Source organism: Streptomyces sp. RK9, assembly GCF_045070545.1.
Lineage (GTDB): Bacteria > Actinomycetota > Actinomycetes > Streptomycetales > Streptomycetaceae > Streptomyces > Streptomyces alboflavus.
Genome location: NZ_CP173704.1, coordinates 2246690 through 2261457, shown reverse-complemented (window position 1 = coordinate 2261457; position 14768 = coordinate 2246690). Strand labels below are relative to the sequence as shown.

At 72.2% G+C, this 14768-nt stretch carries 13 protein-coding genes; 7 read left to right on the top strand and 6 right to left on the bottom strand.

What is annotated here, in order from left to right:
- Positions 1 to 19 precede the first annotated feature (19 nt).
- Genes AB6L24_RS30385 through AB6L24_RS30370 form a run of 4 tightly spaced genes read left to right on the top strand, consistent with a single transcriptional unit; the run spans position 20 to position 8130 of the window.
- On the top strand, positions 20 to 3286 hold the full coding sequence (locus AB6L24_RS30385; protein WP_405660531.1) for a tetratricopeptide repeat protein: 3267 nt from the start codon (positions 20 to 22) through the stop codon (positions 3284 to 3286).
- Between the two features lie 43 nt (positions 3287 to 3329).
- Positions 3330 to 5795, top strand: a complete 2466-nt coding sequence (locus AB6L24_RS30380) for a hypothetical protein (protein ID WP_405660529.1) — start codon at positions 3330 to 3332, stop codon at positions 5793 to 5795.
- A gap of 5 nt (positions 5796 to 5800) precedes the next feature.
- Positions 5801 to 7099: a CHAT domain-containing protein gene (locus AB6L24_RS30375; protein ID WP_405660527.1), complete on the top strand. Its 1299-nt coding sequence runs from the start codon at positions 5801 to 5803 to the stop codon at positions 7097 to 7099.
- Positions 7096 to 8130 (top strand): hypothetical protein, encoded by a 1035-nt coding sequence (locus AB6L24_RS30370; RefSeq protein WP_405660526.1) that lies wholly within the window; start codon positions 7096 to 7098, stop codon positions 8128 to 8130. The genes AB6L24_RS30375 and AB6L24_RS30370 overlap by 4 nt, the downstream gene beginning before the upstream one ends.
- A 140-nt stretch (positions 8131 to 8270) precedes the next feature.
- Here the strand turns inward: AB6L24_RS30370 and AB6L24_RS30365 are convergent, their stop codons facing one another.
- Together AB6L24_RS30365 and mca are read right to left on the bottom strand one after the other, a co-directional pair.
- Positions 8271 to 8543: a hypothetical protein gene (locus AB6L24_RS30365; protein WP_405660524.1), complete on the bottom strand. Its 273-nt coding sequence runs from the start codon at positions 8541 to 8543 to the stop codon at positions 8271 to 8273.
- Positions 8536 to 9417 (bottom strand): mycothiol conjugate amidase Mca, encoded by an 882-nt coding sequence (mca, locus tag AB6L24_RS30360; protein ID WP_380844817.1) that lies wholly within the window; start codon positions 9415 to 9417, stop codon positions 8536 to 8538. The genes AB6L24_RS30365 and mca overlap by 8 nt, the downstream gene beginning before the upstream one ends.
- 134 nt (positions 9418 to 9551) lie before the next feature.
- Between mca and AB6L24_RS30355 the strand changes: the two genes are divergently transcribed.
- Both AB6L24_RS30355 and greA read left to right on the top strand, forming a co-directional pair.
- Positions 9552 to 9980, top strand: a complete 429-nt coding sequence (locus tag AB6L24_RS30355) for a DUF4307 domain-containing protein (RefSeq protein ID WP_405660522.1) — start codon at positions 9552 to 9554, stop codon at positions 9978 to 9980.
- Positions 9981 to 10176: 196 nt separating this feature from the next.
- Positions 10177 to 10674, top strand: coding sequence for a transcription elongation factor GreA (gene greA / locus AB6L24_RS30350; protein ID WP_405660520.1), 498 nt, complete (start codon positions 10177 to 10179; stop codon positions 10672 to 10674).
- A 91-nt stretch (positions 10675 to 10765) separates the two neighbouring features.
- Here greA and AB6L24_RS30345 read toward each other — a convergent pair whose 3' ends face one another.
- Positions 10766 to 11173, bottom strand: a complete 408-nt coding sequence (locus AB6L24_RS30345; protein ID WP_405660517.1) for a hypothetical protein — start codon at positions 11171 to 11173, stop codon at positions 10766 to 10768.
- 41 nt (positions 11174 to 11214) lie between these two features.
- Positions 11215 to 11601 (bottom strand): hypothetical protein, encoded by a 387-nt coding sequence (locus AB6L24_RS30340; protein WP_380844805.1) that lies wholly within the window; start codon positions 11599 to 11601, stop codon positions 11215 to 11217.
- Between the two features lie 298 nt (positions 11602 to 11899).
- On the opposite strand from AB6L24_RS30340, the gene AB6L24_RS30335 reads away from it, so the two are divergent.
- Positions 11900 to 12592, top strand: a complete 693-nt coding sequence (locus AB6L24_RS30335; protein ID WP_405660515.1) for a LuxR C-terminal-related transcriptional regulator — start codon at positions 11900 to 11902, stop codon at positions 12590 to 12592.
- 60 nt (positions 12593 to 12652) lie between these two features.
- Here the strand turns inward: AB6L24_RS30335 and AB6L24_RS30330 are convergent, their stop codons facing one another.
- A complete protein-coding gene (locus AB6L24_RS30330; RefSeq protein WP_030362679.1) occupies positions 12653 to 13504 on the bottom strand; it encodes an ABC transporter permease in 852 nt (283 codons plus the stop codon).
- On the bottom strand, positions 13501 to 14550 hold the full coding sequence (locus AB6L24_RS30325) for an ATP-binding cassette domain-containing protein (RefSeq protein ID WP_405660512.1): 1050 nt from the start codon (positions 14548 to 14550) through the stop codon (positions 13501 to 13503). The genes AB6L24_RS30330 and AB6L24_RS30325 overlap by 4 nt, the downstream gene beginning before the upstream one ends.
- Positions 14551 to 14768: the final 218 nt, after the last annotated feature.

Sequence of the window (14768 nt, the reverse complement as noted above, 5' to 3'; positions counted from 1 at the left end):
GCTCTCGGAGGGGGACCACATGCGGGACAGCCATCGGGCCGAAGCCGAGCGGCTGTTGGCACGGGCGGTCGAGGAGGAGGTGCGGCGCACCGGTGGGCGCACGGACGGCGGGGTGCTCCTTTCGCGGGCGCGCGGCGCGCTCGACGCCATGGCGCAGACGGCGGCGGAGGAGTACGAGGCGTACACGCGGGCCCTGGACGAGGCGGCGGCCGGACAGCTCACCTTCGGCCAGCGGTACGCGAAGGAGGGCGCGGGCACGCCGCTGCTCGTCGTGGCCGTCGCCGCCGTCGCGGCCACGGCCGCCGACCTCGCGCTCGGCACGGGCGGCGGCACGGCCCTCGGCGCGGGCGCGGCGGTCGCGGTGGCGGGCGCCGCCGCGACGGTGGTGAAGGTGACCGCGTCGCACGTCCCGGCCGCGCAGCGGCACGCGGGCGCGGTGAGCCAGCCGGGCGGGCCCGAGCAGCTGCGGCTCCAGTGGCTGACGGCCCTGGAGGTGCGCGGGATCCGGCCGTTCCTCGACCAGCAGCGGGTCTTCAACGCCGCGAGCGGCGCCGGGGTGACCGGCGGCAGCGGCGGGCAGAAGAAGCCGGCGCCGCAGCTGCGCCGCACCGACAAGAGCGCGGCGGCCCGGCGGCGTACCGTCCTGGAGCAGTCCTTCGCCCAACTGCCGCAGCCAGGCGGCACGTTCGCGGGGCGGCGGGCCGAGCTGGGCCGGATCGCGCAGTGGGTGCACGCGGCGCGCGCCAGCACCCAGACCAAGCCGACGGTCGTCGTGCTGCACGGAGCGCCCGGCGCGGGCCGCTCCTCGCTCGCCGTGCGGGCCGCGCACGACGTGAAGGACCAGTTCCGCGGGGCCTGCCTGGTGGACCTGCGCGGCGAGAGCCCCGACACCCCGCCCCTGTCGACCCGCGACGCGCTCCTGCACCTTCTCAACCGCCTCGGCGCGCCCCGCGAACAGCTTCTGTTCCGTGAGCGCTCCACGCAGGAACAGCAGCTCAGACGACTCAGCGAGATCTACCACCAGTATCTGACGGGCCTTGAGGTGGTCGTCGTCCTCGACGACGCCTGCGACCCGGAACAGGTCCGCACCCTCATCCCCGAGCGCTCCGACAGCCTCGTCCTCGTCACCGCCCGCAAACCCCTCGACCTGCCCGAGGACCTGCCCGCCTGGGTGCACCAGCTGCCCGTGGCGGAGCTGGACGCGGCGGGCGCCGAGCAGTTGCTGCGCACCTCGGCGGAGGAGCTGACCGGGCCCTACGACGCGGCGTCCCTGGAGACCGTGCGGGACCTGTGCGGCGGCCTTCCGCTGGCGCTGCGCGCCGCCGGGTCCTCACTCGGGCCGCGCACCCCGCTGGAGCTGGTCAACGACCTCTCCGCGTACGGGCCCCTCGCCCCCGTCGAGCGCGCCCTCTCGCTGCGCTACGCCGACCAGGCGGAGCCCGCGCGCCGCCTGCTGCGCCGCCTCGCGCTCGCGGGCCGTGCCTCACTCGGCGCGGCCGCGGCCGCCGCGCTGCTCGCCACCGACGAGGCCGAGGCGGGCCGCCAGCTCACCGCGCTGTCCCGGGCGGGCCTCGTCGACCACGTCCGCGGCGACCGCTACCGGCTGCACGACCTCGTGCGCTCCTTCGCCCAGGCCCGGCTCGCCGACGAGGAGGAGCCCGGCGAGCGCACCGCCGCGCAGGAACGTCTCATCGTCAGCTACGGCGAGCTGGCCGACTCCGTGATCCGCCTCGTCGACGGCAAGACCTCCACCCGCGCCGACCACTTCGGGCAGCACGGCTTCACGTCCCTGGACTCCGCGCTGCGCTGGCTCGACGACGAGTCGAGCTTCATCACGGCGGCGTTGCGGCACGCCGAGGGCGTCGACCCGCAGGCCGTCCTCAATCTGCTCGGCGCCCTGTGCGACTACTGCCTGCTGCGCGGCGACCTCTACCGCCTCGGCGAGATCAGCGAGTTCGCGCAGTCCCTGGAGAAGCTGGAGCAGGGCAGCACGGCCGCCGGGGGCGCGGCGGGGCGGGGCCGGATGGAGCGCAGCGTGCAGTGGCGCACCGGCATCGCGGCCCGCCAGATCGGCGACCTCGACCAGGCCCGCTCCACCCTGTCGTCCGTCGTCGACCTGTACTTCGAGGCCCACCAGGACGCGGGCGCGGCCCGCGCGCTCGGCTCCCTCGGCATCACCCTGCACCACCAGGGCAATCTGTCCGAGGCCGCCGCCCGCCTGCGCGAGGCCCTGGACCTCCAGGTGTCCGAGCAGCTCGCGGGCGACCGCGCCTGGACCCTGCACGCCCTGGCCGCCGTCGAACGCGACCGGTCCCGCCTCGGCGAGGCCGAGGACATGCTGCGCACCGCCCTGGTCCTGCACCGCGAGAGCGAGTCCGTGCACGGCGAGGCCTGGGCCCACTTCCAGCTCGGCCAGGTGTGCCTGCGCAAGGGCGACGTGCCGCGCGCGGAGGAGGAGCTGCGGCGCGCCCTCGACCTGTACGGCAGCACGCGCGACGCCCGCGGCGAGGCCTGGGCCCTCACCCAGCTCGCCCGCGCCCGGCTCGTCGCGGGCGACCCCGCGCCCGCCGTCGACAGCCTGCGCCAGGCCGTCTCCCGGCACCGCGACAACGAGGACGCCCGCGGCGAGGCCTGGTCCCTGTACTACCTCGGCCAGGCCCTGGAGGAGACCGGCAACCTCGAACAGGCCGTCCGCGACCTGGAGCGGGCCCGCACGATGTTCTCCCGCATGCGGGACGTCTACGGCCTCGCCTGCGCCCGCCACCACTCGGCCCGCGTCACCCGCGACCAGCGCGCCGCCCAGACCGGCTCCCTGCGCAACTCCGGCTTCGCCCGCCAGCTCCTGATGGACGCCCGCGCCGACTTCCAGCGCATCGGGGTCGCCCACGGCGAGGCCTGGACGTGCCTGGAGCTGGCCGTCGTCGACGCGGGCAACGCCCGCACGCAGGCGGCCCTCTCCCTCTGCGACGAGGCCATCGCCCTCTTCGCCTCCTACGGCGACCGCCGCGGCGAGGACTGGGCCCACTTCCTGCGCGCCACGCTCCTGCCCTACGCGTCCCCCGGCGGCTGGGAGATCGGCACGGCGGTCGCCCAGGAAGAGCTGGTCCAACTCGCCCGCGCCGTCCACCCGTTGCGCGACGGCAAGCTCGACCAGTACGTCGAGGCGTACCTGCTGCTCCTGGAGCGCGGCGCCGAGCTGGACGCGGGGTGGCAGGCGTGGCGGCTCGGGATGACGCCGGACCGGCACGCCAGGGAGATCATGGGGGTTTCGGTGACCACGCCCTGAGCGGGGCGCCATAGTGGGGAGTTGAGGGGAACAGGGGCGGGGGGTGGGGTACGTGGAGGGGTGGCTGCCGGACGACCTGTCGCCGTACGACGGGCCTCGTGAGGTGGCGGAGCTGCCGCCCGCGCTGCGGGCTTTCCTCCAGCCCGGCGGCTGGAACCCCGCGATCCTGGAGCTGTACGGGGCACCGGGCGCCGGGACGTATCGGCTGGCTGTCCGGCTTGCGCATCTGGCGCGGGACACGGCGGACGAGGCGGCGCGGTTCACACCCTGCTGGCTGCCGCTCGGCGCCGTGGGCACCACGCCCGACCTCGTCCTGTTGCCGCTCGTGGAGCAGTTGCTCGACGGCCGCCCTCCGCGTTCCTTGTACGACCTGGTGCTGGCCGAACCCGCCGGGCTTGAACAGGCGCTGACCTGGCCGTGCCGTGAAATTCTGCGGCACGGGCGCCGCCTGGTGGTGCTCGACGGACTGCCCGCCGGACAGCCCGGGCTCGATCTGCTGCGCGTGGTCCACTGGCTTGTGGCGGGCACGGGCTCCCGGGTCCTGGCCGTCTCCGAGGCCGTGCACGAGGCACCCGTGGTGCCGTTGATCGCCTACGAGGTGACGGATGGCCCGGAGAGCCATGCACCCGAGATCGGCACACTGGCCCGGACGCTGCTGAAGTCACTTGAACGCTGGCAGGGCGACGAGGTCAACGCACCGGTGGCAGCCAGGCTGCGCACGGGGCGGTCGCAGCCCGTCGGTCAGGTCCGGAGGGCGCTGCGGGACCTGTACGCGAGCGGGCTGCTCCGGGCCACGCGGCACGATTGGTACCGCCTGCGCCCGGACCAGCGCACAGGGGCCGCCCTCCCCCACCCGGATCTCGATCTCGCCAAGGCGGTGCTTGACGGCTCCGCCGACCCGCGCGACGGCGCGGACGCGTACGTCGACCTCGTGGCACGCCTCACCCGCGCCGGGTCGGCGGAGACGGCCGCCGCGCTGCTCGATCGACTCGAACCTCAGCTGATGGGTCGACAGGGCCTGTTCAGGCTGCTGCGGCTCAAGCAGTCCCACTGGCACGCGACGGGCGACTGGGAGTCGCTGAAGCTCGTGGCGGCCGCCTCCGCCAGGGATACCGGCAGCCCCCTGCCCGCCCTGGAAGCCCTCGCCGCCCTCGACTCCTCGCGCGCCGCCGTCCACACGGCGATCACCCACCACCGCCTGGGCCTGCTGCACGAGGCCGCAGCCGCGCTCGACGCGATCCCCGACGCCGTACCGCCGGACGGCTGGGTGCTGCACACCCGCGCCGCCGTCCAGTGCGACACGGGCCAACTCCACGGCGTCGACCGGCTGTTGCGCAGCGCCGTCGAAGCCCATCAGGTACGAGGGGATGCGCGCGGCGAAGCCTGGGCCATTCACCACTACGGGCGACTGCGGATGCTGCGCGGCGACCTGGAGGAGGCACAGAAGCGCCTTGAGGCCGCCCGGCACATGTTCATGGAGCTCGGTGACCACCAGGGCCAGGCCTGGACGGAGACCGAACTCGGCAGGAACCAGACGCTGTTCGGGAGCCACGCCGAGGCCCTTCACCAGCTGCACAAGGCGCTCGGTCTCCACCTGGCGAACGGTGACGCGCGCGGCAAGGGGTGGACGTACCTGTATCTCGCCGTGGCTCACGAGGCTTCCGGCGACCGGAAGGGGGCCACGCCTCTGGCGTGCTCCGCCGAACGAGAACTGCTCAACGTTCCCGACCAGCTGGGCGCCGCCTGGGCTCAACACTGTCGCGCGCTCCTGCCGTTCGCCAGTCGTGCGACCTCACCGACGGCGGAGGCGCAGCTCCAATCGGCGATGGAAGGCTTCCGACTTTCCGGCTGCCTCCACGGCCAGGCCTGGAACACCCTGGAGCTGGCGCGGCTGTTGCGGCGGAAGGGGGCACGTTCGTTGGCCAGGGCCGAGGTGGAGGTCTACCGGGACGCCGAGCGCCGGTTCGAGGCCATCGGTGACTCCTATGGTCAGCGGTGGGCCATGTCGCTGCGCGCCAACACCTTCGACCCGAGCCACCGCCCGGAGCACATCCCCCTGACCGCCCGCCACCTCATCCGCGAACCAGGCGCCCCCGACCTCGGCACCCCCTTCCCCACCACGCTCTCCTACGTCCGCCTCACCCTCCTCGACGACGAATCCACCGCCGGTACGGCGTCCCGCATCGCCCTGCACGTCGAACCGGGCCCCGAGCACCCCTGGTCGACCCGCGCCCCCGACCTGCCCTGGCTGACCGCCCGGGCCACGCCCCTCACGGCCGCCGACGTCGAGCCCGCGCACGCGGTGACCATCAAGCCCTCGCCCCGCGAGCAGGACGGCGCCGAATTCCTCTTCACCCCCCGCCGGGCAGGCCGCCACCGCCTCCTCTTCACCATCGAGGACTCCGCGACGGCGACCGTCCTCCAGCAGGTCGAGACGTACATCGACGTCACCGACGGCGAGAGCGGCCCGCGGGACGCCCTGTCGCCCGAAGCGCTGCGGAGGGCCTAGGACCCATGGCCCACGAACTCCCGACGCGCGTCACGCACGACCCCAGCCTCGGCTTCACCCGTCTCCCCCGGCATGTGATCCGCCACCCCGACCTGGTCGTCGGCCTCGACGCACGCCGCGAGGACGAACCCGTGCAGGCCCGGATGTACGGCCCCGCGGTGCCCTCCCTCAGCGGCTCCGAGCACACGGTCACGCTCAACGTCCGCCCCCGCGAGGTCCGTTCGGTGGCGGCGCGGCTGCGGCAGGTGTGGAAGGACGAGTTCGTGGCGCTCCAGCCGGTGGACGAGGCCGGCCGCCCCGCGGTCGGCCGCACCCCGCTCCCGTACGCCTCCCTCGTCGACCTGACCGGCCGGCCCCCGGCCGAACTGCGGGCCGTGCTCGCCCGCCTTGCCCTGGACGGCACCCAGTTGCTGTACGACGTCCTCCTCGGCGGCGAGTCCGAGGAGCTGAAGCTCTTCCGCGGCTTCCTGACGGACGTCCTCGGCAGCGACCGGCCGCTGCGGGTCCGCTTCCACTCGGACCTGTACCTGCCGTGGCCGATGCTGTGCCTGCCCGCCGCTCCGGACGAGGACCCGGGGCCGGGCCCCGAGAGCCTGTTCGGCCGCTTCCTCGGCTACCGCCACCAGCTCGAACACACCGGCGGCAACGCGTACGCCCGCGTCGCCGACGACCGCGACCCGCCGCCCCGCTCCGCCCCCACCGTCAGCCTCAACCACGACACGGGCGTCGACGCACAGGGCCTGACCCGGGCCGCCGACGTCGCCACCGCCCTCGCCGACGGCGGCGACCTCGTCGAGCGCACCACCCGCGACCAGCTGGAACGCGCCCTCGGCGACACCCTCCTCGACGAGCAGCTGATGTACTTCTGGTGCCACGGCCACTTCACCGCGTCCGGCGACGAACCCCCGTACCTCGTCCTGAAGTTGACCGACCAGCGGGCCATCGACGCGCACAGCCTGCGCGCCCACCGCCCGCCCCCGCACTCCTGCGTGCCGTTCCGCCCCTTCGTCCTGCTCAACGCCTGCTACGCGGGGCTCCCCGGCAACGCCGACCTGGCCTACCTCGGCCGGGCCCTGTTCGACGCGGGCGCCAGCGGCATCCTCGGCCCCCAGATCGAGATGCCCCAGCGCTTCGCCGCCGAGTACGCGCTCGCCTTCGTCACCCGCTACCTGACCGGCCACGAAACAGCGGGCGACATCGCCCACGCCCTGTCCCGCCACTTCGCCGACACCTGCCACAACCCGCTGGGCTTCGCGTACGCACTGCACAGCGGCATGGACAGCCGATTGGAGCGCACGGCGTGACCGAGGACGATCCCGTTGCCGTCGTCGACCTCGACGCGACCGGCTGGCCCCTGCGGCCCACCCGCGAAGGACCGCGCCCCGTGCCGCCGCCCGGCCTGGACGCGTACCTCGCGCAGCGGCTGACGCCACCGCCGTGGGCCACCGACATCGTCGTGTACGTCCACGGGTGGCAGACCTCGCAGGCGTCGGCGCTGGGGGCGCTGCGGACGTTGATGGGCCTGGTGGAGACGCAGCGGGTCGAGCGGGCGAAGCTGTATCCGCGGCTTCGGGGGGACGCTTCCGGGCGGCTTCGGGAGGACGCCCCCGCGCACCGGGACTTCGCCCCGTGGCCGGTCCTGGTCCGGTGGCCGTCGCGCTCCCTGCCGTCCCTCGGCGGCTACCGTCGCATCCGGGACCGCGCCCACGCGATGGGCACCGAGGGCCACGCGGCCCGTGTGATCGCGCAGCTCCTGGGCTATCTGGACGCGCACCGGGGCGACCCGCGCGCCACCCCCGTCCTCGCGGGGCGCGGCGGCCAGTACCTGCACCTCGTCGGGCACTCGTTCGGCTGCCGCCTGCTGTGCGAGGCGGTGCAGTGGGCGGCGGCGCCGCCGGGCGGGACGCTGGGCTGGAGCACGCCCGCGCCGCCGGGGCGGCCGTTCACCGTCGACTCGATGCTGCTGTTGCAGATGGCGGCGGCCCGGGACGCCTTCGCGGCCACGTTCACCGCGCTTGCCGGGGCACCGCTGCGCGGCCCGGTGGTGGCGACGTACTCACAACACGACCGCGCGACCGGCTTCTGGCACCTGCGGGCCGAGAAACGTGCAGGCATCGGCTACGCGGGCATCGGCACGGCCCCCGCACCCGTCTCAGCCATCCGCATGCACCCCACCGACGAGCCGTACCCCCACGCCGCCCTCGACCACCGCTTCGTCAGCGTCGACGCGAGCACCGTCTTCACCCACGGCCGGGGCCCGGCGGGCGCCCACTCCGACCACGTGCGCCCGGAGTCGGCCCACCTGCTGCTGTCACTGGCGGACCACTCGCGGTGAAGGTGACGGCGCGGGGGGGGCTGATGTCAGCCCGTCCGGCGTTTGAGGACGAGGCGCGGAGCGCCGATCAGCGGGGGCCCGGGGGCGCAGCCCCCGAGAGGGGCGCCCCGGCCTACCTGCCCCGGGCGCCCCCGCCAGCCTCAAGCTTCCTTCGTCCCCTGACCGCCGGAGGCACCCGCAGGCTCAGACCGCTCGGGGTCACCCGCGCCCTCGGACGGATCCGGGGACTCCTTGAAGTCCACCTTCCCCATGTGCCGGTTCATGGACTTCATCAGTCGCCACACCGCGAGCGCCATCACCGCGAACACGATGAACCCCAGGACCCCGGGGGTCACCTTGTTCTCGTCGACCTCCTTGGCGAGGGGGACGAGGTGCGTCACTGCCAGGCTTGCGCTTCCGCTCATGTCAGGCATTGTCGCGGATGCCCGCGAAGAGGTCGTCCTCGGGGAGGGAGGTATCGACCAGAGACTTCGCGAGCTCGTACTCCTCGGTCGGCCAGACCTCCCGCTGGATGTCCATCGGGACGCGGAACCAGCCGCCGTCGGGGTCGATCTGCGTGGCGTGCGCGATCAGCGCCTTGTCGCGGATCTCATAGAAGTCGCCGCACGGAACGTGCGTGGTCAGCGTGCGCTCGACCCGCTCGAACTCGTCCCAGCGCTTCAGCCACTCCCCGTACGGCGACTCCAGGCCGCGGTCCAGCATCGCCTGGTGCAGCGCCTCGGTGCGCGGCCGGTTGAAGCCCTGGTTGTAGTACAGCTTCTGCGGCGTGAAGACGGGGCCGAACTCGCTCTCCGGGTACTTCTCCGCGTCCGCGGCGCCCTCGAAGGCCACCATCGAGATCTTGTGGGTCATGATGTGGTCCGGGTGCGGATACCCGCCGTTCTCGTCGTACGTCGTGATCACCTGCGGGCGGAACGTACGGATCTGCTTCACCAGCTCCCCGGCCGCCTTGTCGACGTCCTCCAGGGCGAAGCAGCCCTCGGGCAGCGGCGGCAGCGGGTCGCCCTCGGGCAGGCCCGAGTCGACGAAGCCGAGCCACTCCTGCTTGACGCCGAGGATCTCGCGCGCCTCGTCCATCTCCTTCTTGCGCACCTCGTGGATGTGCTCCTGGATGTACGTGTCGCCCTGGAGCTTGGGGTTGAGGATGTCACCGCGCTCTCCGCCCGTGCAGGTCACGACGAGCACGTCCACCCCTTCGGACACGTACTTGGCCATGGTGGCCGCGCCCTTGCTCGACTCGTCGTCGGGGTGGGCGTGAACGGCCATCAGTCGAAGCTGCTCAGTCAAGACTCGATCCTCAGGTGTCCGGCGCCGACGCGTGCTGCGGCGCCCTCGGTCATCAGGCGTTGTACGGGGCTTCTATAGTGACGGAACCGGGGGGCGGAAAATTCCGGCATTCCCTGCCCGTCTGGAGGACGATCATGACCGCGGTGAGCGGCGGCGACAGCGGCGGTGTGGCCACGCGCGTTCCGGAGGACCGCTACGGCAGGTCCGCGGACGAGCGCGCCGACCGCACGCTGAAGATCGTCGGCTCCGTTCTCGGCGTGCTGCTGCTGGGTGTGGTCGGCTGGATCGGGTACGGCTCGATCTCCGCCGGGTCCAGGCTCAGCGGCGAGATGATCAAGTTCGACGTGGTCTCGGACAAGGCCGTCGAGGTGCACCTGGAAGTGCGCAAGGACGCGGATGCGAACGGCTACTGCACGCTGCGCTCCCAGGCCGAGGACGGCTCCGAGGTGGGCCGCGCCGACTTCCGCTTCGACCAGGACAAGGGGCGTGTCGACAAGGTCGTCACGCTGCGTACGACGGAGCGCGCCACCAGCGCGGAGCTCATCGGCTGCCAGGCCGACTGAAGGACCGCACGGACGCGGCGACACGCCTCACTGCTCCGGGCATCCCCGCCTTCACCTGCGCTAACACTTTTCTGATGGCTTATGTCCTCCCCCTCAGGCACCGAAATTGTTAGGCTCGTGGTTTCGCCCACCCGTTAGGGAACATCCTTCTGGGTAGGGCGATGCTTTGTATTCCCAGTACCTACGAGGAGCACCTGTGACCCAGACCAGCGACAACGTCACCTGGCTGACCCAGGAGGCGTACGACCAGCTCAAGGCCGAGCTGGAGTACCTGTCTGGTCCTGCGCGCACCGAGATCGCATCCAAGATCGCGGCGGCGCGTGAGGAAGGCGACCTGCGCGAGAACGGCGGGTACCACGCGGCCAAGGAGGAGCAGGGCAAGCAGGAGCTCCGCGTCCGCCAGCTGACCCAGCTCCTGGAGCATGCCAAGGTCGGTGAGGCGCCCGCCGAGTCGGGCGTCGTCGCCCCCGGCATGGTCGTCACGATCGCCTTCGACGGCGACGAGGACGACACGCTGACCTTCCTGCTCGCCTCACGCGAGTACGCCAGCGACGACATCGAGACGTACTCCCCGCAGTCGCCGCTCGGCAGCGGCGTCAACGGCAAGAAGATCGGCGAGGACGCCCAGTACGAACTGCCGAACGGCAAGCTGGCCTCCGTCAAGATCCTCGAGGCCAAGCCGTACCAGGGCTGAGTCCCCTCGGGACACCCGAAGACCCCCGGCGCGATCGGCGCCGGGGGTCTCGTGCGTTCCGGGTGTCACCCGCGGGCGAGGGTCCCGGCCGTCACCTGCATTCGAGGTAGATGCCGCCGGACTGCTTCACGTCCACCCTGTTGTTGGTCCTGGTGCCCGACAGGAAGGTCTTGAAGGCGCCCCGGGTGGGGCACTTCACGGACGTGTTGATGCTGCCCAGCGAGCTGGGCGACACGTTCTGGCACTTGTTGGTGAGCTGCACCCAGCCGGAGAGCGTCTGCCCGAGCAGCGAGACACAGACCTTCTTGTAGCCCTCGTAGAACCCGTTGCCCCAGATCTTGCCGTTCTGGACCTTCGGGGTGTACGCGATCAGTTCCAGCTCCTGAGCCGCGGCCGACGACTGGGACGCCGCCCCCATCACCATTCCGGCCGCCATCACGGCCGCGGCCGCGCTCATCCGCGCCTTGGACACCTTGGACACCTTGGACACCTTGGACATGGACTTCCCCTCGTTCCGTCGGTCGATCGTGCCCGCGCCGGTCACCTGCACTTGACGAAGCGGGGCGCCGAGTCCTTGATGTCCTTGCGGTTGTTGGTCCTTGTGCCCGAGAGCAGGGTCCGGAAGATGCCCTCGCGCGGACAGTCGGCGCCGATGCTGATGCTGCCCAGCGAACTCGGCGACACGTTCTGGCACTTGCCCTTCACCGGGATCGGCGGGAGCGTCCCGAGGCCCTCCTGGAGCAGCGTGACGCAGACCTTCTTGTAACCCTCGTAGAACCCGCTGGCCCACACCTTGCCGTTCTGCGCCTTGGGCTGGTACGCCACCAGCTCCAACTCCTGGGCCGCCGCGGACGACTGGGACGCCGCACCCGCCACCATCGCCGCCGCCATCACGGCCGCGGCCGCACCCATCCGCACCTTCGACATGGATTTCCCCTCGTTGGCTGTACGTCGGTCGGCCGGACCGGCCGGGGCGCGCCACCCGGACGTTCTCGACGTCTGTAGCCTCCAGCCCCGCGCGCCCCGGCAGTACCCCCCGCCCAGGGGATCTTTTGCGCCACGCCCGGGACACTTTCCTGCCGATGATTCATGTTCATGTCACTCGCAGTTCACCTTCGGCGTCGCACCATCTTGGGCGTACGCAGCCTGATCACGTAGTCACTGCCGTGATGGACCACTGGCTGCGCACTCACCACGGGGAAGCAGTGAGACACGGGGGTCAACTGTGATTTCGGTCGGTGTCATCGCGCGCGGCGGACCGGAACGGGCGGAGCTGCGGGCCGCCCTGGAGGCGGAGGGGCGGCATCTGGTCGCCGACGAGGACGAGCCGGGCCGGGAGGTGGCACTCGTGCGCCGCGCCCGGCCCCGGGTGCTCGTGGTCAGCCAGGGCGACGAGGAGTCAGCGGTCACCGCCCTGCACCGGCTCGCCGCCGCGCCCGCGCCGGTGGCCGTGCTGCTGCTCGCGGGCCGCTTCACCTGTGGCGGCCTGCGCCGGATCCTGTCCTGCCGCCCGGCGGGCGTCCTGCTCCGGGCCACGGCGGCCGCCCATCTGCCCTGGGCCGTCGGCGCGGCGGCCGCGGGCGGGCCGGTCCTCGGCCCCGAGCTGGTCGACGTCGTGGCCGGTGCCTGTCCGTGCCCCGGCTGCGCCCCGTCGGCGCGGGACGAGGCGCGGGCCCTGCTCGCCACCCTGTCCGCCCGCGAGCTGGAAGTGCTCGAACTCGTCGGCGACGGCCTGTCGAACCCGCAGATCGCCGCGGCCCTCACCATCAGCTGCGACACCGCCAAGGACCACGTGGGCAGCATCTGCGCCAAGCTCGGCATCCGCGGGCGGCTCCAGGTCGCCCGGGTCGCCTGGCAGGCGGGGCTCACCGGGCGGCGGGCCCCCGCGGGCGGGCGGGTGCACGCCGCCTGCGGGTGACCGGCGCGCGGGTGTCGGGCCGCCGGATGCCGGGCCGCCGAGGTGCCGGGCGGCCGGGTGTCAGGCGGCCGCCGAGCGGTACTTGCGCACCGCGAGCGTGCGGAAGACCACCAGGATCAGGATCGACCAGAGCACCGAGGCCAGGACCGGGTGCTGCATGGGCCAGGCGTCCGGCGTCTTGAAGCCGGGCGGCAGATTGCCGAACAGCTCGCGGCACGCCTGCACGGTGGTGCTGAACGGGTTCCACTCGGCGATGTGCCGGAAGAACGTCGGGAGGTTGTTGGAGTCGACGAAGGCGTTCGAGATGAACGTCAGCGGGAACAGCCAGATGAGCCCGCCGGAGGTCGCGGCCTCCGGGGTGCGCACCGACAGGCCGATCAGGGCTCCGATCCACGAGAAGGCGTACCCGAGCAGGAGGAGCAGCGCGAAGCCCGCGAGGATCTTGCCGACGTTCTCATGGGTGCGCCAGCCGATGAGGAGCGCGACCAGGGCGAGCACGACCAGGGTCAGGGCGGTCTGCACCAGGTCCGCCACGGTGCGGCCGGTGAGGACGGCGCCGCGCGCCATGGGCAGCGAGCGGAAGCGGTCGATGAGGCCCTTGTGCATGTCGTCCGCGATGCCGGCGCCCGCGCCGGCCGTCGCGAACGTGACCGTCTGGGCGAAGATGCCCGCCATCAGGAACTCGCGGTAGTCCTGCGACGAGAGCGAGCCGCCGACCTGGATGGACCCGCCGAAGACGTACGTGAACAGGACCACGAACATCACCGGCTGGATGAGGCCGAAAAGCACCATCTCAGGAATCCGGGACATTCTGATCAGATTCCGGCGGGCGATGACCAGGGAGTCGCGGACGGACTTGCCGATGCCGCCGGCCGGCCTGGGGGCGGGAGCGGTACGCGTGACGGCACTCACGGAGCGGCCTCCTTCTTGTGCTTGTCCTTGGCGACGGGCACGCCCTTGACGTCCCTGCCGCCGCTCGCGCCGCTCGCGCCGTTCGCGCCGTTCTCTTCGTCCCTGACCTCCGCCATGTGGCCCGTCAGGGAGATGAACACGTCGTCGAGCGTGGGGCGGCGCAGGCCGATGTCGTCGATCTCGATGGCGCGGGTGTCGAGCTCGCGGATGACCTCGGCGAGCAGCTTCGCGCCGCCGGTGACGGGGACGGTCAGCTTGCGGGTGTGCCGGTCGACGGCGGCCTCGCCCTTGCCGAAGCCGGTGAGGACCTCGACGGCGGTCGTGATGTGGTCCGGATCGTGCACCACGACCTCGACGCGCTCGCCGCCGATCTGGGCCTTGAGCTGGTCGGCGGTGCCGCGGGCGATGACGCGGCCGTGGTCGACGACGCAGATGTCGTGCGCCAGGTGGTCGGCCTCCTCCAGATACTGCGTGGTCAGCAGGAGGGTGGTGCCGCCGGCGACGAGCTCCTGGATGACCTCCCACAGCTGCTGGCGGTTGCGCGGGTCCAGGCCGGTCGTGGGCTCGTCCATGAACATCACCGGCGGCGACACGACCAGGGCGGCGGCGAGGTCGAGGCGGCGGCGCATACCGCCCGAGTACGTCTTGGAGGGGCGGTCCGCCGCGTCCGAGAGGTTGAAGCGCTCAAGCAGCTCGCCCGCCCGCTCCTTGGCCTCCTTGGCCCGCATCTCGTAGAGCTGGCCGACCATCTGGAGATTCTCACGGCCCGTCAGATACTCGTCCACGGCAGCGAATTGGCCGGAGAGGCCGATCGAGCGCCGCACTTCGTTCGGATGCTTCAGGACGTCGATCCCGGCGACGAACGCCTTGCCGCTGTCGGGGGTGAGCAGCGTGGTCAGACAGCGCACCGCCGTCGTCTTTCCCGCGCCGTTCGGCCCGAGGAGGCCGAGGACGGTGCCTTCCGGGACATCGAGATCGACGCCGTCCAGAGCCTTGACGTCGCCGAAGGTCTTCACCAGACCTTCGGCGTAGATGGCGCCTGGCATAGGGGGTCTCCCATGTTTTGGGTGGTTTCCTAGCGAAAGCTTAGAATCGCCGGGTTCCGATCGCCCGGCGCTCAGTGGCGTGAATCACAACACTAACGCGATACATCGCGTCACTCAACGCATTCGCCGAATCTTGCGGAAACCAGCGGGGCACAGGATCCGTCGCGCGCCCCCCGCGTCGCCTGCGCGCCCTCACTGCCGTACGCGACGTAGCCGGC